Raw genomic sequence first — 21,433 nt, 5'->3', positions numbered from 1 at the left:
TGATGGAGCTTTGATGTTCGAGGAAGACAACGCGCAGTGGGGGCTGGTGCATGCCCTGGTGCTCGATGGCAGAGGCGGCGCGCGTTCAATCGCCCGAACCGAGCTGGATGGCCTGCAGTTGCAGCCACAGGAGAGCCTGTGGCTGCACTGGGACCGCAGCCACCCGCAAACCCGTACCTGGCTGCTGCGCGACAGCGGCCTGAGCGAGTTTGCCTGCGACCTGCTGCTGGAAGAAAACACCCGGCCACGGCTATTGCCGATGGCGGCGGAGCAGCTGTTGCTGTTTTTGCGTGGGGTCAACCTCAACCCCGGCGCCGAACCTGAAGACATGGTGTCGGTGCGTATCTTCGCCGAGGCGCAGCGGGTGATCTCGTTGCGCTTGCGGCCACTGCGCGCCAGTGACGAAGTGCTGCAGCAACTCGACGAGGGCAGGGGGCCGAAGTCGGCGTCCGAACTGTTGCTGCTGATGGGCGAGTTGCTGACCGAAAAGGTTCAGGGGCTGGTCAGTGACCTGTCCGAGCTGGTCGATCTGGAAGAAGAGAAGGTAGAAGCCGACGAACGGTACACACCCGAACACGGCAGCCTGCAGCAAATTCGCCGTCGCGCCGCCGGGCTGCGCCGGTTCCTCGCCCCGCAGCGGGACATCTACGCCCAGCTGTCGCGCAGTAAATGGAGCTGGTTTGCCGACGCCGATGCCGACTACTGGAACGAGCTGAACAACAGCCTGATCCGCTACCTCGAAGAACTCGAGCTTACGCGCGAGCGGGCGGCGCTGGTGCTCGAAAGCGAAGACCGCCGCCGCGCGGAACGCATGAACCGCACCATGTATCGCTTCGGCATCATCACCTGCATCTTTTTGCCCATGAGCTTCATCACCGGCCTGTTGGGCATCAACGTGGGCGGCATTCCGGGGGCGGAAAACCCCTATGGCTTCCTGTTCGCCTGCATCGTCGTGCTGGGGTTGGCGGTGGGGCAGATGTGGCTGTTCCGTCGGCTGCGCTGGGTGTAACGATGGCATTTTTTGAAACATTCGTACCAAACGCATGTGTGACCCATCGCCCGGCCACCTCGTCTCTGACTGACACTGCGCGAGGTGCCCATGCACGATCCGTTTGAAGAATCCCTGCGTGACCTGCTCAAGGCATCGCCGTCCGGCAACGACCGTGACGACGCTGCCTGCCTGGGTCGCGTGCTGAAAACCGCCAACCGCCAGGTTGGTGCGGGCGATCTGTTCAGCTTGCTTGGCCGCTGGAGCCAGGCGCTGCTGATTGCCGTGAACAATGGCTCGGCGCATGTTGCGCCAGTACGTCGTAACGCTGCCCGCGGCAGCAAAGCTGATAAGGCCGATTGAATATGGAACTCGATCTCTGGACCCAGAGCCTGGTCACTGCCATGACCGCCCTATGGACCAAAGTGGCGAACTTCATCCCCAACCTGTTCGGCGCGCTGGTGGTGGTGCTGCTCGGTTTTGTGGTTGCCAAGCTACTCGATACGCTGCTGTCCAAACTGCTGGCCAAGTTCGGCCTTGACCGCCTGATGGCCGGTACCGGCCTGACCAAGATGCTGGGCCGGGTCGGCATCCAGGTGCCGATCTCTACACTGATCGGCAAGATCGTCTACTGGTTCGTGCTGCTGATCTTCCTTGTTTCGGCAGCTGAGTCCCTTGGCCTTGAGCGGGTTTCCGCAACCCTGGACATGTTGGCCCTGTACCTGCCCAAGGTGTTCGGCGCGGCCCTGGTGTTGCTGGCCGGCGTGCTGCTTGCGCAGGTGGCCAATGGCCTGGTGCGCGGTGCCGCAGAAGGCATTGGCCTGGAATACTCCGCCGGGCTTGGGCGAATTACCCAAGGCTTGGTGATCATCATCAGCATTTCGGTGGCCATCAGCCAGCTCGAGGTGAAAACCGACCTGCTGAACCATGTAATCGTGATCGGATTGATTACCGTTGGTCTGGCGGTTGCGCTGGCCATGGGGCTGGGTAGCCGCGAAATTGCCGGGCAGATTCTGGCCGGCATTTACGTTCGTGAACTTTTCCAGGTCGGCCAGCAGGTGCGGATTGGAGAGGTTGAAGGGCAAATCGAAGAAATCGGCACGGTCAAAACTACATTGCTGACCGATGATGGCGAACTAGTGTCATTGTCTAACCGTGTGTTGCTTGAGCAGCGTGTCAATAGCCGCTAACCGCACAAAAGCTGTTAATGTATGCCGCCGCAAAAATCGGCCCATGTGGCCGAGCGGCGCCATTGACCTGACTGTCGGCCAGATCCGTTTTGATAAAAGTTCAATCGCCGCCCATGCGTTATGACCCACGCGAGCTCACCGACGAGGAGTTGGTGGCGCGTTCGCATGAAGAGCTGTACCACGTTACCCGCGCCTATGAAGAACTCATGCGGCGCTACCAACGGACCCTGTTCAACGTCTGTGCACGTTACTTGGGGAACGACCGCGATGCGGATGATGTCTGTCAGGAAGTGATGTTGAAAGTGCTGTACGGTCTGAAGAATTTCGAGGGCAAATCCAAGTTCAAGACCTGGCTCTACAGCATCACCTACAACGAGTGCATTACCCAGTACCGCAAGGAGCGACGCAAACGCCGGCTGATGGATGCCTTGAGTCTTGACCCTGTAGAAGAGGCGTCTGAAGACAAGGCTCCGAAACCGGAAGAAAAAGGCGGGCTGGACAAGTGGCTGGTGCATGTAAACCCGATTGACCGTGAGATTCTCGTGCTGCGCTTTGTGGCAGAACTGGAATTTCAGGAAATCGCCGATATCATGCATATGGGTTTGAGTGCAACAAAAATGCGCTACAAGCGCGCGCTAGACAAGCTTAGAGAGAAATTTGCAGGTCTGGATGAAACTTAGTCCGCAGCAAATGTCTCTAACCAACCGGCGAGTTCTGCTAGACTTGCCGTCGAGTTGTCCCCCGGATGTTGGTGGGACTGCTTAACTATCACCAGATGGGGATTTAACGGATGAAATTGAAAAACACCTTGGGCTTGGCCATTGGCTCGCTCGTAGCTGCTACTTCGTTCGGCGTTCTGGCTCAAGGCCAAGGCGCTGTCGAGATCGAAGGTAACGTCACCAAGCAGTACTACGACAGCGAGCGTAACTTCAAGAACGACGGCACCAACCCTGGTGTTCGCCTGGGTTACTTCCTGACCGACGACGTCTCCCTGGACCTCGGCTACAACGAGACCCACAACGCTCGTGGCGAAGTCTTCAACAAAGACATCAAAGGTTCCAAAGCCAAGCTGGACGCTACCTACCACTTCGGTACCGTTGGCGATGCTCTGCGTCCGTACGTTTCCGCTGGTTTCGCTCACGAGAGCCTGGGCCAGGCCACTCGTAGCGGCCGTGACCACTCCACCTTTGCCAACGTAGGCGCTGGCGCCAAGTGGTACATCACCGACATGTTCTTCGCCCGTGCCGGCGTTGAAGCCATGTACAACATCGACAACGGCAACACCGAGTGGGGCCCGACTGTTGGTGTGGGTCTGAACTTCGGTGGCAGCGGCGGCAAGCAGCCTGCTCCGGCTCCGGCTCCAGTTGCCGAAGTCTGCTCCGACAGCGACAACGACGGCGTTTGCGACAACGTCGACAAGTGCCCGGACACCCCGGCCAACGTCACCGTTGACGCCGATGGCTGCCCGGCTGTTGCCGAAGTCGTTCGTGTTGAGCTGGACGTCAAGTTCGACTTCGACAAGTCGGTCGTCAAAGAAAACAGCTACGGCGACATCAAGAACCTGGCTGACTTCATGAAGCAGTACCCACAAACCACCACCGTGGTTGAAGGTCACACTGACTCCGTCGGCCCAGACGCTTACAACCAGAAGCTGTCCGAGCGTCGTGCCAACGCTGTCAAGCAAGTGCTGACCCAGCAGTACGGCGTAGAATCCAGCCGTGTTGACTCGGTTGGTTACGGCGAAACCCGTCCGGTTGCCGACAACGCCACCGACGCTGGCCGCGCTGTCAACCGTCGCGTTGAAGCTCAGGTAGAAGCCCAGTCCAAGTAATTGGCCTGATGCTTCAATGAAAAACCCGGCTTCGGCCGGGTTTTTCTTTGCCTGGGATTTGCGTTAACGATGCCTCATCCTCTGAACAGAGCGATCAGCAACAGCAGGTTCAACAGCAATGCCCCCAATGCCAAAGTGCGCCACACTTTCACCGGCTCACGTTCCAGCAACGGCCTGGGCCGGTTATTGACTTCCTGCCGGTCCCCCCGCTCAAGCAACAGCAACCACTGTTCCGCTGTTTCAAACCGCTGTGTCGGGTCGGTCGCCACTGCTTGCTGCAAGTTGTGCTGTAGCCACTCAGGCACATCAGGGCGATAGCGTGCCGCGTTTACCGGTTGCCCGAAACGAGGGCGCTGAAAGGCTTCCACCTCGCCGTAGGGGTAGTGCCCGGTCAGCAGGTAATACAGCGTCACGCCAACGGCATACAGATCCTGGCGAGGGCTCGGTGGCTGGCCGTCGAACGCTTCCGGCGCAATGTAGGAAGGCGTGCCTGGCACTTCGTGCTGCGGGTCTTCAGTCAGGCCCGGGCAATAGGCGAGGCCGAAATCGAGCAGGCGCAGTTGACCGTCTTCTCCCAGGTGCAGGTTTTCAGGTTTGATATCCCGATGCAGCAAGTTGCGCCGGTGCAGCACGCCCACGCCCTGCAGCAGTTGACGAGCGACCTCCAGCCAGTGGCCCAATGCTAGCGGGCCTTGGTCGTCAAACTGGCTGGCCAGCGTGCGCCCCTTGTGCTCACGCATCACGTAGTACAAGTGCTGGCGCTGGCTGGCCGGGTGCACTTCAGGGAAATGCCGGCCCGCAACGCGCCGCAAAAACCACTCTTCCAGCATCAGCCCTTGAGCCGCCAGTGGCTCCTGTTCGCGTTCGGTGGGCAAGGTTTTCAACAACCATGGCTGACCTTGGTCATCGTGCACCCGATACAGCAGTGACTGGCGGCTGCGGGCCAGGCAGGTTTCCACCTGCCACCCGTCAAAGGCCTGGCCGTCCCGCAGCACGCCGGGAAGAGGCCATTGCTGCAGCTGAGCCAAGGTATCGCCAAGGTTGGTCTCGCCTAATTGATCGACCCTTACCAGCAAGGCGCTGGCATTGTCCTGGCTGCCATTGTGATGGGCGCTGGCAACCAACGTGTCGACGGCCAACTGCAGGTCAGGCTGCTCGCGTAGCACGGTCTGGATGTGTTGGTCGCCAAGGCTGGCCCAGACACCGTCGCTAAGCAGCAGGAAGCATTCGCCAGCGTACAGTTCACCGTCCAGATAGTCGACCAGCAGGTGCTGGTCGAGGCCGAGTGCGCGCTTCAACACGTGGTGCATCCCGGGCTGGTCCCACACGTGGTCCTCGCTCAGGCAATGCAGGCGGCCGTCATGCCAGCGATAGGCGCGACAGTCGCCGACGTGTGCCAGGGTAAACCTGCGCCCTCGCAGTATCAGGGCGCTGAGCGTGGTCAGCAGTGGCTGGTTGCCTTGGGCACGCAACCAGCGGTTCTGTGCAATCAGCAAGCGGTCCAGCGCCTGGGCCACGGCCCAGGTGGCGGGCGTGGCGTAGTAGTCCATGGCCAGGGCCTGCAGGCTGGCCCGCGCCGCCAGGCCACCGTCGGCGCACTGGCTGACGCCATCGGCAAGGGCGAACAGGTAGCCCTTGCTGGCGGCCAGCTCTGGTGCCGGGGTCACCAGGCGCAGGGCGTCCTGGTTTTCTGCGCGTGGCCCTGTGGCGCTGGCTTGGGCAAAGCTCAGTTGCAGGCTCATCAGACCCGAGCCGCGGTGACCGCCGCCGAGCCCCAGGTGGTGCGCCAGCGCTGTTTCACGCCATGCAGCCCGAACCAGGCGAGGATCCCCAGGCTGGCGAACAGCCACAGCCCCAGCTGATAGTCACCGGTGTGCTGCTTGATGGTGCCAAGCCCGGCCGCCAGCAGGAAACCGCCAATGCCGCCGGCCATGCCGATCAAGCCGGTCATTACGCCAATCTCCTGACGAAAGCGTTGCGGTACCAACTGGAACACTGCGCCGTTGCCAGCGCCCAGGCCGAGCATGGCACTGACGAACAGGGCCAGGGCAGCGGCGGCGCTGGGCAGGTTGAAGCCCACGGCGGCAATGCAGATGGCTGCCACGCTGTACATGCCCAACAGGGTGCGAATACCGCCGAAACGGTCGGCCAGTGCCCCGCCAAGGGGGCGCATCAGGCTGCCGGCGAATACGCAGGCGGCGGTGTAGTAGCCGGCAGTCACCGGGCTCAGGCCGTATTGGTCGCTGAAGTAGCCGGGCAGGGCGCTGGCCAGGCCGATGAAGCCGCCGAAGGTCACGCTGTAGAAGAACATGAACCACCAGCTGTCGCGGTCGCCCAGTGCCTTGAAGTAGTCGGCCATGGCCTTGGGTTTGGGCCGCTCAGGGGCATTGCGCGCGAGCAGGGCGAAAATGACCAGGGTCAGCAGCAGCGGGATCAGGGCGAAGCCGAACACGTTGTTCCAGCCAAAGCCCACCGCCAGCACCGGGGCCAGCAGGGCAGCAAACACGGTGCCGGAGTTGCCCGCACCGGCGATACCCATGGCTTTACCCTGGTGCTGTGGTGGGTACCATTGGGACGCCAGCGGCAGCGACACTGCGAACGAAGCACCGGCAAAGCCCAGGAACACGCCCAGCAACAGTGCTTGTTCGTAGGTGTGCACGCCCAGGTACCAGGCGCAGGCCAGGGCAACGATGACCACCACTTGGCCGATCAGGCCGGCAGTCTTGGGCGAGAGGCGGTCCACCAGCATGCCCATGGCAAAGCGCAGTACGGCACCGGCGAGGATAGGCGTGGCCACCATCAGGCCCCGTTGCTGGGTACTTAGCTGCAGGTCGGCGGCGATCTGCACGGCCATCGGACCCAGCAGGTACCAGACCATGAAGCTCAGGTCGAAGTACAGGAACGCGGCAAAAAGCGTGGGCACATGCCCGGATTTCCAGAAGCTGGCACTCATTGAACACCTCACTCGGTAATGCGACGGAAACAAAAAAGACGCCGCTACCCGGCCCACTGATGGGGAGGGAGAGCGACGTCTTTGTCGGGGAGTTGACTGGGGCAACCGCCGTTGGCTACCGGTGAGGTTCATGCAGCAAAAGCCGGGCCAGCTTTGCAATGCGATCAGTGTGGGAGCGGGCATTCCTTTCAACTAACCAAGCATCTCGTGCATGGCAATGATCTGCTCGGCCACCTGGATCAGCTTCTGCTGGCGGCTCATGGCCTGGCGCCGCATCAGCGTATAGGCCTGCTCTTCGTTGCAGTCCTTCATCTTCATCAACAAGCCTTTGGCCTGCTCGATGCGCTTGCGCTCGGCCAATTGCTGGTCGCGCGCCTGTAGCTGGGCTTTTAGCGCCTGGTCGCTCTCGAAGCGGGCCATGGCCACATCCAGGATCGGCCGCAGCCGCGCGGCATGGATGCCCTCGACAATATAAGCACTGACCCCGGCCTTGATCGCCTGGCGCATCACGCCCGGGTCGTGCTCATCAGTGAACAGCACGATCGGACGTGGCTGGTCGCGGCTGACCATCACCACCTGCTCCATCACGTCCCGATCGGGTGAATCGGTATCGATCAGCACCACGTCCGGGTGCACCGTTTCGACGCAGGCGGGCAGGTCGATGGTCAAATCCGGCGCTTCGATCACCTCAAACCCGGCTTCCCGTAGCGCGGCCTTGAGGCGCCCCACCTTCTTTTGCGTATCGTCTATCAGCAGAATTCGCAGCATGGCCATGGCCCTCAGCAACCCACACGGGCATCGGGTGAGTCACCCAAGGCATGTAAACGGAAACTGCGGGCATAGGCGTAGGGGGCGCTGCCGTCCCAGCGCGTGCCGTCAATCAGCAGGCTGCTGCGCATGGGCAGGTCGGGGGCAGCAATGCCCAGCGCTTGCGCGGCTTGCCGGTACAGCCCCAGTTGCTGTACCTGGGTGGCCACGGCAAGGTAGTCGGGGTCTTCACGCAGCAGGCCCCAGCGACGGAACTGGGTCATGAACCACATGCCGTCGGACAGATAGGGCATGTTGGCCCGGCCCTGGTCGAACAGGCGCAGGGCGTGGTGGTCTTGCCAGTGATTGCCCAGGCCGTCTTGATAGTCACCAAGCAGCCGTGGTTCGATGTTTTCCACCGAAGTGTCCAGGTAGGCACTGCTGCTGAGCAATTGCGCAGTGCTGCGGCGGTTTTCCTGGCTTTGCTCGATGAAGCGGCTGGCAGCGAGGATCGCCTTGATCAAGGCGCGGGCGCTGTTGGGGTATTGCTCGGCGAAGTGGCGGGCGCAGGCCAGCACCTTTTCCGGGTGGTCGGGCCAGATCGACTGGCTGGTGGCCAGGGTAAAGCCCTGGCCTTGGGCCACGGCAGCGGCGCACCACGGCTCCCCTGCACAGAAACCGTCGATGCGTCCTGCCTGAATGTGCGCGGCCATTTGTGCGGGCGGCACGACCACGCTGTTGACGTCGTGCAGCGGGTGGATGCCTTGGCTGGCCAGCCAGTAATACAGCCACATGGCGTGGGTGCCGGTGGGGAAGGTCTGGGCGAAGGTCAGTCGTGCGCCATGCTGGTGCACCTGACGTGCCAGTGCCTCAGGGCTGGTCACGCCTTTGCGTTGCAGCGCAGGCGAGAGGTTGATGGCCTGGGCATTCTGGTTCAGGCCCATGAGTACGGCCATATCGCTGGCCGGTACGCCACCGATGCCCAGGTGAACGGCGTACACAAGCCCGTACAGGCAGTGGGCGGCATCCAGTTCGCCACTGGCCAGTTTGTCGCGCAGCCCCGCCCACGAGCCCTGACGCTTGAGGTTGAGGGTCAGGCCTTGTTGCTGGGCAAAACCCTGGGTGGCGGCCACCACCACCGATGCGCAATCGGTGAGGGCCATGAAACCGATGTCGAGGCTGGGTTTTTCCGGTGCATCGCTGCCGTTGACCCAGGCCAGGGGTGCTGTGTTCACGCGGTGTCCTCGCCCGTACTGATAAGGCTGTGTGCAAGGGAAGTAGCAACCCATGTGCCAAGGCCCTGTCCTGCCGGGCGCGCGCTGGCTATAATCGCCCCCTCACTCTCCCCAGAGCCTTGCCCGCCCATGTATACCCTGGCCCGCCAGCTGCTGTTCAAGCTTTCCCCGGAAACTTCCCACGACCTGTCCCTGGACCTGATCGGCGCCGGTGGCCGCCTCGGGCTCAACGGCGTGCTGTGCAAGCAGCCGGCGGCATTGCCGGTGACCGTGATGGGCTTGAACTTCGCCAACCCGGTGGGCCTGGCCGCTGGCCTGGACAAGAACGGCGCGGCCATCGACGGCTTCGCCCAGCTGGGCTTCGGCTTTGTCGAGATCGGCACGGTGACCCCGCGCCCGCAGCCGGGCAACCCCAAGCCACGCCTGTTCCGCCTGCCCGAAGCCACTGCAATCATCAACCGCATGGGTTTCAACAACCTGGGTGTCGACCACCTGTTGGAGCGCGTGCGGGCCTCGCGTTATGACGGCGTGCTGGGTATCAACATCGGCAAGAACTTCGATACCCCGGTCGAGCGTGCGGTGGACGACTACCTCATCTGCCTGAACAAGGTGTACAGCGCAGCCAGCTACATCACCGTCAACGTCAGCTCGCCCAACACTCCGGGCCTGCGCAGCCTGCAGTTTGGCGACTCGCTCAAGCAGTTGCTCGATGCCCTGGCCGAGCGCCGTGAGCAGTTGGCCACCGAGCATGGCAAGCGAGTGCCGCTGGCCATCAAGATCGCGCCGGACATGAGCGACGCAGAAACCGCGCTGGTAGCTGCTGCGCTGGTGGAGTCGGGAATGGACGCGGTGATCGCCACCAACACCACCCTGGGGCGCGAAGGGGTTGAAGGCCTGGCGTTTGGCGGTGAAGCCGGCGGCCTGTCGGGTGCGCCGGTGCTGCAAAAGAGCACCCACATCGTCAAGGTGCTGGCCGGCGAACTGGGTGGCAAGCTGCCGATCATTGCGGCGGGCGGTATTACTGAAGGCCGCCATGCGGCCGAGAAGATTGCGGCCGGTGCAAGCCTGGTGCAGATCTATTCGGGCTTCATCTATAAAGGGCCGGCGCTGATTCGTGAGGCAGTGGATGCCATTGCGGCAATGCCTCGCTGATCTGACGGAATAAAAAAGGGCCCCATCTAGGGGCCCCTGGGCCGTAGCCCGCCGCCCGGATAGGGCGCGCATGGTGACTCGAATTCAGTGTCCTCGTTCAGCCAACGGCGTGATTTTCGTTGAGTCTATGGATGCCAGCGGTGCCAGTCATTCCGTCCCAGTTATCACCGCGACCTTCACGCCAGCCGTTGATCCAGGCTTGGCGAACAGAAGGAAGATTGAAGGGGCAAAGTTCGCGGGATTTGCCGGTGACCCCGTATTGGTAGCCACGTGAATATGCTCTTTCCAACGGATCACGCTTAAGTCTTCTCATAGGGTGTTGCCCTCACTTGTTGACTGTAATGTCCCGTCGGCCTCTCCGAGGCCGGGCAGAGTCTTTCTGCCGGTGTGCGCCCGCTGCCGGCGTGGCGGGCTGAAAGTGCCGCCTCGTTGCGAAGCGGCCTGAGACCAGTTCTAACGAATGCAGGTCACGCTGTGAATGATCGATTTGTCATAAGCACGTAACCTTTCCTAGGGTGAGAGGATAAGTAAATAAATGCGACTCAACCTTGTTTGGGGTTGGGCCCGCTATGATCGGGGTTTGCTGAAGTTTGACGTCATTTCGCCAGCGTGGCTGGCGGATGACAGAATTATTTTGAAATGCGACGAAGGGTCACATTGGCCACTGAATCGCCAGAATTTTACGAACTGCCTGATGATCTAAGCTGTTTTTGCCGCGATCGGTCAGGCGGCCCGGCCCATGTGTTGCACCTTTGACGTGCAAGGCAGGGTCACTCGCAGGCTTGCTGGAAGGGCCTGCGGGCAAACATCGGCGGGCGATGCGTCGCCTCGTCAATCAAATAGCCAAAGGCGCTGGAATACTCATGTCGGACCGTTTCGAACTTTACCTCACTTGCCCCAAAGGCCTGGAAGGCCTGCTTGCCGAAGAGGCACGTGGCCTCGGCCTTGATGAAGTGCGCGAGCACACATCGGCCATCCGCGGCACCGCCGACATGGAAACCGCCTACCGCCTGTGCCTGTGGTCGAGGCTGGCCAACCGCGTGCTGTTGGTGCTCAAGCGCTTCGGCATGAAAAACGCCGACGACCTGTACGACGGCGTGCACGCGGTCGACTGGGCCGACCACCTGGCCGCCGATGGCACGCTGGCCGTGGAGTTCAGCGGCCACGGCTCGGGCATCGACAACACCCATTTCGGTGCCCTCAAGGTCAAGGACGCGATCGTCGACAAATTGCGCAACCGTGAAGGCCAGCGCCCGTCGGTGGAGAAGGTTGACCCGGATGTGCGGGTGCACCTGCGCCTGGACCGTGGCGAGGCGATTTTGTCCCTCGACCTGTCTGGCCACAGCCTGCACCAGCGCGGATACCGCCTGCAGCAAGGCGCCGCGCCCCTGAAGGAAAACCTCGCTGCGGCGGTGCTGATTCGCTCGGGCTGGCCGCGCATTGCTGCCGAAGGCGGCGCCCTGGCCGACCCGATGTGCGGTGTGGGTACGTTCCTGGTGGAAGCAGCCATGATTGCCGCCGACATCGCCCCCAACCTCAAGCGCGAACGCTGGGGCTTCAGTGCCTGGCTGGGCCATGTCCCGGCCACCTGGCGCAAGGTCCATGACGAAGCCCAGGCCCGCGCCCAGGCAGGTTTGGCCAAGCCACCACTGTGGATCCGTGGTTACGAAGCCGACCCGCGGCTGATCCAGCCGGGCCGCAATAACGTCGAGCGCGCCGGGTTGGGTGACTGGGTGAAGATCTACCAGGGCGAGGTTGCCAGCTTCGAGCCGCGCCCGGATCAAAACCAGAAAGGCCTTGTCATCAGCAACCCGCCTTACGGCGAGCGCCTGGGTGACGAAGCCAGCCTGCTTTACCTCTATCAGAACCTTGGCGAACGCCTGCGCCAGGCCTGCATGGGTTGGGAGGCCGCGGTGTTCACCGGCGCACCCGAGCTGGGCAAGCGCATGGGCATTCGCAGCCACAAGCAATACGCCTTCTGGAACGGCGCACTGCCGTGCAAGCTGCTGTTGTTCAAAGTGCAGCCTGACCAGTTCGTCACCGGTGAGCGCCGTGACGCCCAGGCCAATGACGGCGAGCTACGCAGTCAGGCCAGCGTGCCTGCGCAGCCTGCGCGGCTGTCGGAAGGCGCACAGATGTTCGCCAACCGCCTGCAGAAAAACCTCAAGCAACTGGGCAAGTGGGCGCGCCGTGAGCAGATTGGTTGCTACCGCCTTTACGATGCCGACATGCCGGAGTACGCCCTGGCGGTCGACCTGTATCAGGATTGGGTGCATGTGCAGGAATATGCCCCACCGCGCTCGATCGACCCGGAAAAGGCCCAGGCCCGCTTGCTTGACGCGTTGGCGGCCATCCCCCGGGCACTGGCCATCGACCCACAGCGTGTGGTGCTCAAGCGCCGCGAGCGGCAGAGCGGCACCCGCCAGTATGAGCGCCAGGCCACGGAGGGTCGCTTCCAGGAGGTCACCGAAGGCGGCGTGAAGTTGCTGGTGAACCTCACCGACTACCTCGACACCGGCCTGTTCCTGGACCACCGCCCGATGCGCATGCGCATCCAGCGCGAGGCCGAGGGCAAGCGCTTCCTCAACCTGTTCTGCTACACCGCCACGGCCACCGTGCACGCGGCCAAGGGCGGCGCGCGCAGCACCACCAGCGTCGACCTGTCGAAAACCTACCTTGACTGGGCGCGGCGCAACCTGTCGCTCAACGGGTTCTCCGAGCGCAACCGCCTGGAGCAGGGCGACGTGATGGCCTGGCTGGAAGGCAACCGTGACAGTTACGACCTGATCTTCATCGACCCGCCGACCTTCTCCAACTCCAAGCGCATGGAGGGCGTGTTCGACGTGCAGCGTGACCACGTGCAATTGCTGGACCTGGCCATGGCACGCCTGGCGCCCGGTGGTGTGCTGTATTTCTCCAACAACTTCCGCAAGTTCCAGCTCGACGAGCACCTGGCGACGCGGTACGCGGTGGAAGAAATCAGCGCCCAGACCCTGGACCCGGACTTCGCCCGCAACAACCGCATTCACCGCGCCTGGCGCCTTCAGTTGCGCTGATTCGACGAGCTACATTGCACAGCTGGTGGCCAATAGCTATAAATCAGCACAGGGCCAGAAATTCGCAGGACGCTGACGTGATGAGATTGGTCTATGTCGAAGTGGGGCGTGCGAGCGAAGGTGCTGGGCCTGTGCAGCGAGGCAATGGCGGCCTGGGCGGTGGCGTTGGTGACGTTGGTCGCCGGCGTGCTCCTGTCGGCTGCCTTGGCGTTGGCCACCCAGGCATTTTACAAACAACAGTTGCGCCAGCGCTTCGAGCTGCTGGCCAGCGAGCGCTTCAGCCGGATTGCCGAGCGCTTTGACGACCAGGAGCAGCGCCTCGATGGCTTGCGGCGCTTCTTCAGCTTTTCCACCGAAATCACCCCGCGTGAATTCGACGGTTATGCACGGCCCCTGCTGCACCGCACCCAGGCTTACTCCTGGGCGCCACGGGTAGAGGCGGCGCAACGCCGGGAATTCGAGCGCCAGGCCAGTGCCTGGTTGGGGCGCGAGTACACGATTCGCGACCAGGATGGGCAGGGCAACTGGCACCCGGCGCCAGCTCGGGACCACTACTTCCCGGTGCTTTACACCCAGGCTACTCAGTTGCAAGGCCAGCCCTTCGGGCTGGATCTGCGCAGCCAGCCGGCCCGTGAACAGGCGTTGGCACGCGCGGTACAACCCGGCAGCATGGCGGTATCCGAGCCGCTGGACATGATCAGTGTGACACCCGACTTCAGCCGTGGCCTGTTGATGGTTGCGCCTGTTTTTGCCGATGCGCGCCCGGCTGACGGCCCGGCGGGCTACGTGATGGCTCTGCTGAACCTGCGCCAGCTGATCACCGAAGGGTTACCGGCCGCTGCCGACGACAACCTGATGGTGCGCGTGGTCGATCCCAGTGGGCGTGACGGCGCCGAAGTCCTGTTCGACTCGCTGAATCGAGCGGCCCCGTTGCCCTTGCTCAGCACTCAACTGCTGCACCTGGCTGACCATCATTATCAGGTGGATATCCGCCCGAGCCAGGCGTTCCTGCAGGCCAACCGCTCTTCGGCGGCCATGGCCGTAGGCCTGTTGGGCGCCTCGTTGAGCCTGTTGCTCAGCGCGCTGTTGTACAGCCTGTTCAGCCAACGGCAACGTGCCTTGGCGCTGGTAGAGCAACGCACGCGGGAGCTGCAGGTGAGCGAGCAGTCGTTGCGCGACACCCACAACCAGTTGCGCAGCGTGCTGGATGCAGCCACTCAGGTGGCGATCATCGCCACCAGCCTGAAGGGCGTGGTCAGCACGTTCAATGCTGGCGCCGAGCGCCTGTTGGGCTACACCGCCGATGAAGCGATCGGCCATCTGCAGCTCGAAGACCTGGTGTTGCCTGAAGAACTCAGCCAGCGCGCCCATGCCCTGAGCGTGCGCTATGGCAGGCACATTGCCGGTGGCCAGGCGATGTTCGCCGACACCATTCAGGAAAACGGCGCCGAGCCTGGCGAATGGACCCTGGTACGCAAAGATGGCAGCCAATTGCTGGCCAACATGCTGGTCACTGCCGTGCTCGACGAGCAAGGCCTGTGGGTTGGGTACCTGGCAATCTGCATCGATGTCACCGAGCGCAGGCGGGTACACGAAGCGCTGGCGGCGCGTGACCGTTTGCTGGAAAAGCTCAGTGCCGAGGTGCCGGGCGGGATCTACCAGTTCCGCCTGGATGTGGATGGGCGTTCGTGTTTCCCGTATGCCAGCGAAGGGTTGTTCGACATTTACGAGGTGGAATTGTCGCTGCTGCGCGAGGACGCCACGGCGGTATTCGAACGTATCCACCCCGATGATCTGGACCGTGTGCGCCGCTCAATCCGCTATTCGGCCGAGCACCTCGCACCCTGGCGTGATGAATACCGTGTGTGCCTGCCGAGTGCAGGTTTGCGATGGATCCGCGGCGAAGCGACGCCAGAGGTAGGTGAGGGCGGCTGCACGCTGTGGCATGGCTATTTGACCGATATTTCCGACTTGAAGGGAGTGGAGGAAGACCTGCGCACCCTGTCGGTGACCGATGCCCTGACCGGCATCCACAACCGCCGTTACTTCCAGGAGCGCCTCAAGGCGGAACTCGAGCGGGCCCAGCGTGATGACCAGGACTTGGCGGTGATCATGCTCGATATCGACCACTTCAAACGCATCAATGACCAGTTTGGCCATGCGGTGGGTGACCATGTATTGCGCAGCTTGTGCCAGCGCATCGGCAACCGCTTGCGGCGCAGCGACGTGTTCTGCCGGCTGGGCGGCGAGGAGTTCATGGTGCTGTGCCCGGGCAGTAATGCAGAGCAGGCGCGGCTTTTGGCCATGGAGCTGTGGCAAGGGGTGCGCGGTGTGCCGGTGGAGGGGGTGGGCAAGGTGACCGCGAGCTTTGGCGTGGCGGGCTGGCGTGCGGGGGAGGGGGCGGATGCGTTGTTGTTACGCGCGGATGCCGGGGTGTACGCAGCCAAACAGGCAGGGCGGGATCGGGTTGAGGGTGAACTGGTTTGAGGTGTTCGCTGCCTGTGAAATCGAGCGCCGCTCGCGCGGCGCATCGCGAATAAATTCGCTCCTACAGGAGTGCGCCAGGGCAGGCAACCATGGCGTGTAGGAGCGGCTTCAGCCGCGATGCGCCGCTTGGGCGGCGCTCGATCCAACAGGCAACGAACGCCTCAAGGCGAACCAGTCGCCGCCAGCTTCGGCTGGCGATACAGGTCCAGCAGCACCTGGTCCAGCACCTGCGAGGCCCCCCACGGTTTCGGGTCGTTGAGGATCGCCGCCACCGCCCAGGTGTTGCCGTTGCTGTCACGGCTGAAGCCGGCAATGGCGCGCACGGTGTTCAGGGTGCCCGTCTTGATGTGCCCTTCACCGCTCATGGCGGTGCGCTTGAGGCGCTTGCGCATGGTGCCGTCCATGCCCACCAGCGGCATCGAGCTGATGTACTCGGCAGCGTAAGGGCTGTTCCAGGCAGCTTGCAGCATTGCGGCCATCTCACGGGTGCTCACCCGCTCGGCGCGGGACAGGCCCGAACCATTCTCCATCACCAGGTGCGGTGCCGTGATGCCTTTCTTGGCCAGCCACTGGCGCACCACGCGCTGGGCGGCGCGGGCATCATCGCCGTCGGCATCGGTGCGGAACTGCGCACCCAGGCTCAGGAACAGCTGCTGGGCCATCGTGTTGTTGCTGTACTTGTTGATATCGCGGATGACTTCCACCAGGTCTGGCGAGAAGGCCCGTGCCAACAGGCGTGCACTTTTGGGTACGTTTTCGATGCGGTCGCGGCCCTGGATGCTGCCGCCCAGCTCGTTCCAGATGGCCCGCACGGCACCGGCGGCGTAGGTCGGGTGGTCTAGCAGCGACAGGTAGGTTTGCGAGTTGCAGCCGTCGCCCAACTGGCCGCTCACGACCACGCTGATGCCGTCAGGCTGCGGCACCGGGTTGTAGCGCACATCACCACTGCACTGCTTGGATGCCACCGCTTTCACCTGGTTGTCGATGCGGATGCTGGCAATTGGCGGCTCGACGGCGATGGTCACCTTGCCCCCATCGTTGCGGGCGACAAATCGCAGGGCCTTGAGGTTGACCAGCAGGGAGTCGGGCTTGACCAGGAAGGGCTTGTTGACGTCGCCACCGTCATCGTCGAACTGCGGCAGGTTGGGCTGCACGAAGTGGCTGCGGTCCAGCACCAGGTCACCGGTGATGGTGCGCACGCCATTGGCACGCAGGTCACGCATCAGCAGCCACAGCTTCTCCATGTTCAGCTTGGGGTCGCCGCCGCCCTTGAGGTACAGGTTACCGTTGAGCACGCCATTGCTCAGGGTGCCATCGGTATAGAACTCAGTCTTCCACTGGAAGGTTGGCCCGAGCAGTTCAAGGGCTGCGTAGGTGGTGACCAGTTTCATGGTCGAGGCCGGGTTAACGGAGACATCGGCGTTGAACACGGTAGGAGTGCCAGGGCCATTCAATGGCAGCATTACCAGCGACAGCGCAGTGTCCTGCAATTTGTTGGCCTTCAGGGCCTGCTGCACCTTGGGTGGCAATGACGTGTTGACGGCGGCGGCCTGGCTTGGCAATGCGACTGGCAGGAGCAGGCCCGCGAGAATGAGGGGTCGAAGCGCTTTGATCATGTGTGATAAATACCCTGCTGACGAGGGAAAAGGACATTGGGGCTGTAAGAAATGGTCGCCCCAGCACGAAGAATAGTGCGCATTATGCCCCAAGCGCTGCAGCGGTGGGTTACGTTCGACGGAAAAGCGCCGTTGTCACGTGGAAACTGGTAAAGTGCCGCGCGTAATTTATTAAGAGGATTGTTCCATGGCTACCAACCGTTCCCGTCGTCTGCGCAAAAAACTGTGCGTGGATGAGTTCCAGGAGCTGGGTTTTGAACTGAACCTGGGTTTCAAGGAAGACCTGTCTGACGAAGCCATCGACGCCTTCCTCGACGCTTTCCTGGCAGAAGCCATGGATGCCAATGGCCTGGACTACGTTGGCGGTGATGACTTTGGTCTGGTTTGCTCGGCCAAGCGTGGCTCGGTCAGCGAAGAGCAGCGCGCCACTGTTGAAGCCTGGCTCAAAGGCCGCAACGAACTGACCAACATCGAAGTCAGCCCGCTGCTGGACGCCTGGTACCCGGAAAAGCCGATCAACCCGGCTTCCTGATGAGTCATTGAGCGGGCGCCCGACCGGGCCCCGCTTCATCAAGCCCTGGCCAGTTCTCTGGCCAGGGCTTTTTCCATTCTGCGCATATGCCGCGCCAGTATCTGGCGTTGCTGCCTGATATGTGACACGGGCAATGCAGCATCCTCCAGTGCCTCACACGCCGAAATCAGCCGGGTTGCGTTCAACATGCGCGCCGCGCTCAGAATTTTGTGCGCCTGCTCGCGGATGGCACCCGCCTGATTGTCCGGTGCCAGGCGCATGAGTTCGGCCAGATCCTCCTGCAGGCTCTGGTGCAGGGCGGTGAGCAAGCGGGCCCGATCTGCCGCGTCGTTACCCACGATGCAGCCCAAACCATCCAGGTTGTACAACGAATGACTTTCATGGCATTGCCCTGCACTGGGCAGGATGCCCGTAAGGCGTTGGCTGAGTGTGCTCAGGGTAATGGGTTTGAGCAGGCAGTCGTCCATGCCCACACTGAGGCACTTTTGCCGTACTTCCGGCTGAGCATTGGCGGTGTACCCCAGGATCACGCAGCGGGCCCGGCCTGCTTGCCGCTCCTCGGCACGTACCAGGGTGGCAAACTGGTAGCCGTTCATGTGTGGCATGTTGCAGTCGAGAACCACGACGTCGAAGTGCCCGGTGCGCCACATGGCCAGCCCCTCCTGGCCGTTGCTGGCGCTGCACTGGCGCAGCCCCAGGTAGCTCAGCTGTTGCGCCATCAGCAGCAGGTTGGCAGGGTGATCGTCGACTACCAGTACTTTCAACCCCGGGTGTGGTGTATCCAGCTCTTCGGCATCCTCTGCGGGCGCGAGTGCTGCCGCTACGCGCTGAAGCGGCATCAACAGGCGCACTTGGGTGCCAAAATCCGGCAAGCTCTTGATGCTGAGGTTGCCCCCCATCATTTCGCACAGGTTGCGGCAGATTGCCAGGCCAAGCCCGGTGCCGGCACGTGCCCCCTGGCTGTGCGGGTTGGCCTGCACAAACGGGTTGAACAGGCGCTGCAGGTCTGAGTCGCTGATGCCGATGCCGCTGTCACGCACCTCCATCTCCAGGCTGGGCGGCGTGCATGGGCCTTCATCGCGCAGGCTCAGGCTGATGCTCACCTGGCCCTGCTCGGTGAACTTGATGGCATTGCTGATCAGGTTGGACACCACTTGCTTGAAGCGCAGCGGGTCGAGCAGGGCATGGCAGCGCGCCTCGGGGCAGATGACAATTTCCAGTGCAAGGCCCTTTTGCCGTGCCTGGCCGTCGAAGATACGGCCGACCGATTCGACGAGCGCGGCCACATCGACGGGTTCCGGGGAGAGGGTCAAGTGCCCGGATTCGATGCGCACGATGTCCAGAATATCGCCAATCAGCCCCAGCAAATCCTTGGCCGAGTGGTGTGCGACTTCCAGTGATGTGCAATCCATGTGGCCGTGGCGCGCGCGTCTGACTGCCAGCTCCAGCATACCGATCACGGCGTTCATCGGCGTGCGAATCTCATGGCTGATGGTGGCCAGGAAGGTGCTCTTGGCGCGGTTGGCATCATCGGCCAGCTGTTTGGCCTCGCGCAGCTCCTGCACCAGCTTGCGGCGTTCGCTGATGTCGATCCAGCCACCAATGATGCCCTGCACCTCGCCCAGCGAATCGCGATACGGCAGGATCCAGTGGTAGATGGTGATCTCGCGACCTTTCAGGCGCAATGGGCGGTCTATGATGAGCGGCACGCCGGCGGCCATCACCTGCAGGTAGTCGGCATGAATCTGGCGGGTGTATTCGGCACTGGCAAACAGGCTTTCTTCCAGGCGTTTGCCCTGCACGGCGTCCAGGCTCGCCTCGACCGCCTCAAGGTAACTTTGGTTGCAGCTCTGCAGGCAACCTTCGCGGTCACGCACATACATGGGGTGCGGTGTGCCATTGAGCAGCGCGCCCATGAACTCCAGCTGGTCGCTCAGCGCACGTTCAGCGCGTTGGCGCTGCTTGATCTGGCGCCGCAGGCGGGCGTTCCAGATCAGCGCCAGGATCAGCAGCAGGCCAGTGCCCAGCAGTACCTGCAGCACCAACCGGCGCACATCCTTCCAGCCGCTGTCGTCATGCGGGTTGTAGCCACGCCAGCGGCTGTTGATCACGCCCAGTTCCTCGGGTGAAATGCTCAGCAGCGCCTTGTCGATGATCGAGGCCAGTGCGGTGTCCTGACGGGCAGTTGCCATGGCGAAGCTGGCCGGTTCGCTGCCTACCGTGCTGCGGATGATCAGGTTGGTGTTGCCAGCCAGCGCGTGGTTGGCGTCGATCAAGGTGGTGATTACCGCGTCGACTGCACCGCTGCCGAGCAGAGCCATGGAGTAATACGGGCTTTCGGTTTCGATCCAGCCAGTTTGCGGGTAGCGCCTGGCCAGCAGGTCGGCCATTGCGCTGTAGCGAGTGACCGCGATACGGCGCCCACGCAATGCCTCCAGCGACGAGTAGGCCTCGTCCTCCGTGCGCGTGACCAGCACATGCGCACTTTCCAGGAAGGGGCGGCTCAATTGCAGGGGTTGCGCGTCCATGCCATTGATGGCCAGGGCGGCAACCAGGCTGACGCGCCCGTCTTCCAGCCGGGCCACCATGTCTGCGATGCCGCTGGCCCGTTGCACTTCAAACCGCAGGCCGGTGCGCAGCCGGATCAGTTCCAGCAAGTCAGCCGTGATGCCTCGAAAATGGCCATTGCCATCGAAGTAGGACAGTGGTGCCGCAGTTTCATCCACGGCCACCTGCATGACGGGGTGGTTGCGCAGCCATTGCTCCTCAGCCGGAGTCAATTGCAGCTTGCGGTCTGTCAACAGAAGGTCGCCACCCGCGCTCCAGCGCTTGGATATGCTGGCGCGCACGGCATTTGGCTGGAGGTCGAGGGTGGCGTTGACCAGGTCGCGCAGGTGGGTATCCGCAGCCCGCATGGCAAAGCCGAAGCCCACGTTTTCGTGTTTGCCGAAGCTGGCCATGCGCAGGCGTGGCAAGTGGCCGCGGTTGAGCTGGTAATGCGTCGACAGGGTATCGCCGATAAACACGTCCGCTTGCCCGAACGCCACGGCATTGAGCGCCTGGGCAGAAGAACCGAAGGCCAGTAGCTCGGCCTTCGGGTAGGCCGCACGCAGTTCGTGTTTGGGCAGGTAGTGATAAAGCATGCCCAGGCGCATGCCGTCCAGGCCCAGGTCCAGTGCCCGATTTTCGTCCTCACGGGTGACCAGCACGGGTTGGTCGATGGCATAGGGGTGCGACAGGATCAGGCCATCGGTGGCCGCCTCGTAACCGTTGGCGCTGCCCAGCAGGTCGATTTCGCCGCGTTTGAGTGCGCGTACAGCGGCTTGCCGGTCGGGGTATCGCATTACCTTGATCGGCAAGCCCAGGGCCTTGCCGATCAGGCTGGCGAACTCTGCGGTGAGGCCCTGGTAATCGCGCCCGCCACTGGTGATGTCGAATGGCGGATAGTCTGGCGCCGAAGTCCCCAGTGTCAGGTGCTCACGCCCCTTGAGCCATAGCTGCTGTTGCCCGGTCGGGCGCGGCTGTACCGGCATCGCCGTTGAGCGGGCGTGCAGGGTATAGGCGGGTGACTCCAGCGGCCCTGCCTGCGACGCGCCGGCAACCAGAAGCAGTATGAGGAGCAAACTGGCGGTAAATCGTGCCATTG

Annotated in this window: 16 protein-coding genes; 9 read left to right on the top strand and 7 right to left on the bottom strand. The window is 62.6% G+C overall.

Features of this window, described 5'->3' with window-relative positions; translation table 11 throughout:
* The first annotated feature begins 13 nt into the window (after window positions 1-13).
* The 5 genes from PVV54_RS17895 (at window position 14) to PVV54_RS17875 (ending at window position 4,009) form a co-directional block, all read left to right on the top strand.
* A complete protein-coding gene (locus PVV54_RS17895) occupies window positions 14-1,009 on the top strand; it encodes a zinc transporter ZntB (protein ID WP_274906539.1) in 996 nt (331 codons plus the stop codon).
* Window positions 1,010-1,099: 90 nt separating this feature from the next.
* On the top strand, window positions 1,100-1,351 hold the full coding sequence (locus tag PVV54_RS17890) for a CrfX protein (RefSeq protein ID WP_274906538.1): 252 nt from the start codon (window positions 1,100-1,102) through the stop codon (window positions 1,349-1,351).
* A gap of 2 nt (window positions 1,352-1,353) precedes the next feature.
* Window positions 1,354-2,178 carry a mechanosensitive ion channel family protein gene (locus PVV54_RS17885; RefSeq protein WP_274906537.1) on the top strand — a complete coding sequence of 275 codons (825 nt, stop codon included), beginning with the start codon at window positions 1,354-1,356 and terminating at the stop codon, window positions 2,176-2,178.
* A 113-nt stretch (window positions 2,179-2,291) separates the two neighbouring features.
* Window positions 2,292-2,858, top strand: coding sequence for an RNA polymerase sigma factor SigX (sigX, locus tag PVV54_RS17880; protein WP_003248665.1), 567 nt, complete (start codon window positions 2,292-2,294; stop codon window positions 2,856-2,858).
* 110 nt (window positions 2,859-2,968) lie between these two features.
* Window positions 2,969-4,009: an OmpA family protein gene (locus PVV54_RS17875; RefSeq protein ID WP_274906536.1), complete on the top strand. Its 1,041-nt coding sequence runs from the start codon at window positions 2,969-2,971 to the stop codon at window positions 4,007-4,009.
* Between the two features lie 74 nt (window positions 4,010-4,083).
* On the opposite strand, the gene PVV54_RS17870 is transcribed toward PVV54_RS17875, so the two are convergent.
* The 4 genes from PVV54_RS17870 to PVV54_RS17855 all read right to left on the bottom strand — a co-directional run bounded on the left by PVV54_RS17870 (window position 4,084) and on the right by PVV54_RS17855 (window position 8,944).
* The gene (locus PVV54_RS17870; RefSeq protein ID WP_274906535.1) at window positions 4,084-5,751 is read right to left on the bottom strand and encodes a bifunctional protein-serine/threonine kinase/phosphatase; all 1,668 of its coding nucleotides are present in this window, start codon (window positions 5,749-5,751) and stop codon (window positions 4,084-4,086) included.
* Window positions 5,751-6,962 (bottom strand): nitrate/nitrite transporter, encoded by a 1,212-nt coding sequence (locus tag PVV54_RS17865; protein ID WP_274906534.1) that lies wholly within the window; start codon window positions 6,960-6,962, stop codon window positions 5,751-5,753. The genes PVV54_RS17870 and PVV54_RS17865 overlap by 1 nt, the downstream gene beginning before the upstream one ends.
* Before the next feature lie 192 nt (window positions 6,963-7,154).
* A complete protein-coding gene (locus tag PVV54_RS17860; RefSeq protein WP_274906533.1) occupies window positions 7,155-7,730 on the bottom strand; it encodes an ANTAR domain-containing response regulator in 576 nt (191 codons plus the stop codon).
* Window positions 7,731-7,741: 11 nt separating this feature from the next.
* Entirely contained in the window at window positions 7,742-8,944 is a 1,203-nt protein-coding gene (locus PVV54_RS17855; protein WP_274906532.1) for a CmpA/NrtA family ABC transporter substrate-binding protein, read from the bottom strand.
* A 129-nt stretch (window positions 8,945-9,073) separates the two neighbouring features.
* Between PVV54_RS17855 and PVV54_RS17850 the strand changes: the two genes are divergently transcribed.
* Window positions 9,074-10,096, top strand: coding sequence for a quinone-dependent dihydroorotate dehydrogenase (locus PVV54_RS17850; protein ID WP_274906531.1), 1,023 nt, complete (start codon window positions 9,074-9,076; stop codon window positions 10,094-10,096).
* Window positions 10,097-10,193: 97 nt separating this feature from the next.
* Here the strand turns inward: PVV54_RS17850 and rmf are convergent, their stop codons facing one another.
* Window positions 10,194-10,409: a ribosome modulation factor gene (rmf, locus tag PVV54_RS17845; protein WP_003248687.1), complete on the bottom strand. Its 216-nt coding sequence runs from the start codon at window positions 10,407-10,409 to the stop codon at window positions 10,194-10,196.
* A gap of 550 nt (window positions 10,410-10,959) precedes the next feature.
* Here rmf and rlmKL point away from each other — a divergent pair.
* Window positions 10,960-13,152, top strand: a complete 2,193-nt coding sequence (gene rlmKL, locus PVV54_RS17840) for a bifunctional 23S rRNA (guanine(2069)-N(7))-methyltransferase RlmK/23S rRNA (guanine(2445)-N(2))-methyltransferase RlmL (RefSeq protein ID WP_274906530.1) — start codon at window positions 10,960-10,962, stop codon at window positions 13,150-13,152.
* Between the two features lie 93 nt (window positions 13,153-13,245).
* Entirely contained in the window at window positions 13,246-15,639 is a 2,394-nt protein-coding gene (locus tag PVV54_RS17835; protein WP_274906529.1) for a sensor domain-containing diguanylate cyclase, read from the top strand.
* Between the two features lie 161 nt (window positions 15,640-15,800).
* On the opposite strand, the gene dacB is transcribed toward PVV54_RS17835, so the two are convergent.
* Window positions 15,801-17,255, bottom strand: a complete 1,455-nt coding sequence (gene dacB / locus PVV54_RS17830; protein WP_274906528.1) for a D-alanyl-D-alanine carboxypeptidase/D-alanyl-D-alanine endopeptidase — start codon at window positions 17,253-17,255, stop codon at window positions 15,801-15,803.
* Window positions 17,256-17,442: 187 nt separating this feature from the next.
* Here dacB and PVV54_RS17825 point away from each other — a divergent pair, with 187 nt between their 5' ends.
* Window positions 17,443-17,787 (top strand): YggL family protein, encoded by a 345-nt coding sequence (locus PVV54_RS17825; RefSeq protein WP_274906527.1) that lies wholly within the window; start codon window positions 17,443-17,445, stop codon window positions 17,785-17,787.
* 38 nt (window positions 17,788-17,825) lie between these two features.
* Here PVV54_RS17825 and PVV54_RS17820 read toward each other — a convergent pair whose 3' ends face one another.
* The gene (locus PVV54_RS17820) at window positions 17,826-21,431 is read right to left on the bottom strand and encodes an ATP-binding protein (RefSeq protein ID WP_274906526.1); all 3,606 of its coding nucleotides are present in this window, start codon (window positions 21,429-21,431) and stop codon (window positions 17,826-17,828) included.
* Window positions 21,432-21,433 lie beyond the last annotated feature (2 nt).

It is taken from the genome of Pseudomonas sp. PSKL.D1, assembly GCF_028898945.1.
Classification (GTDB): Bacteria; Pseudomonadota; Gammaproteobacteria; order Pseudomonadales; family Pseudomonadaceae; genus Aquipseudomonas.
Note: the sequence above shows the minus strand (reverse complement) of the source record. Positions and strands in the feature narration are given on the sequence as shown.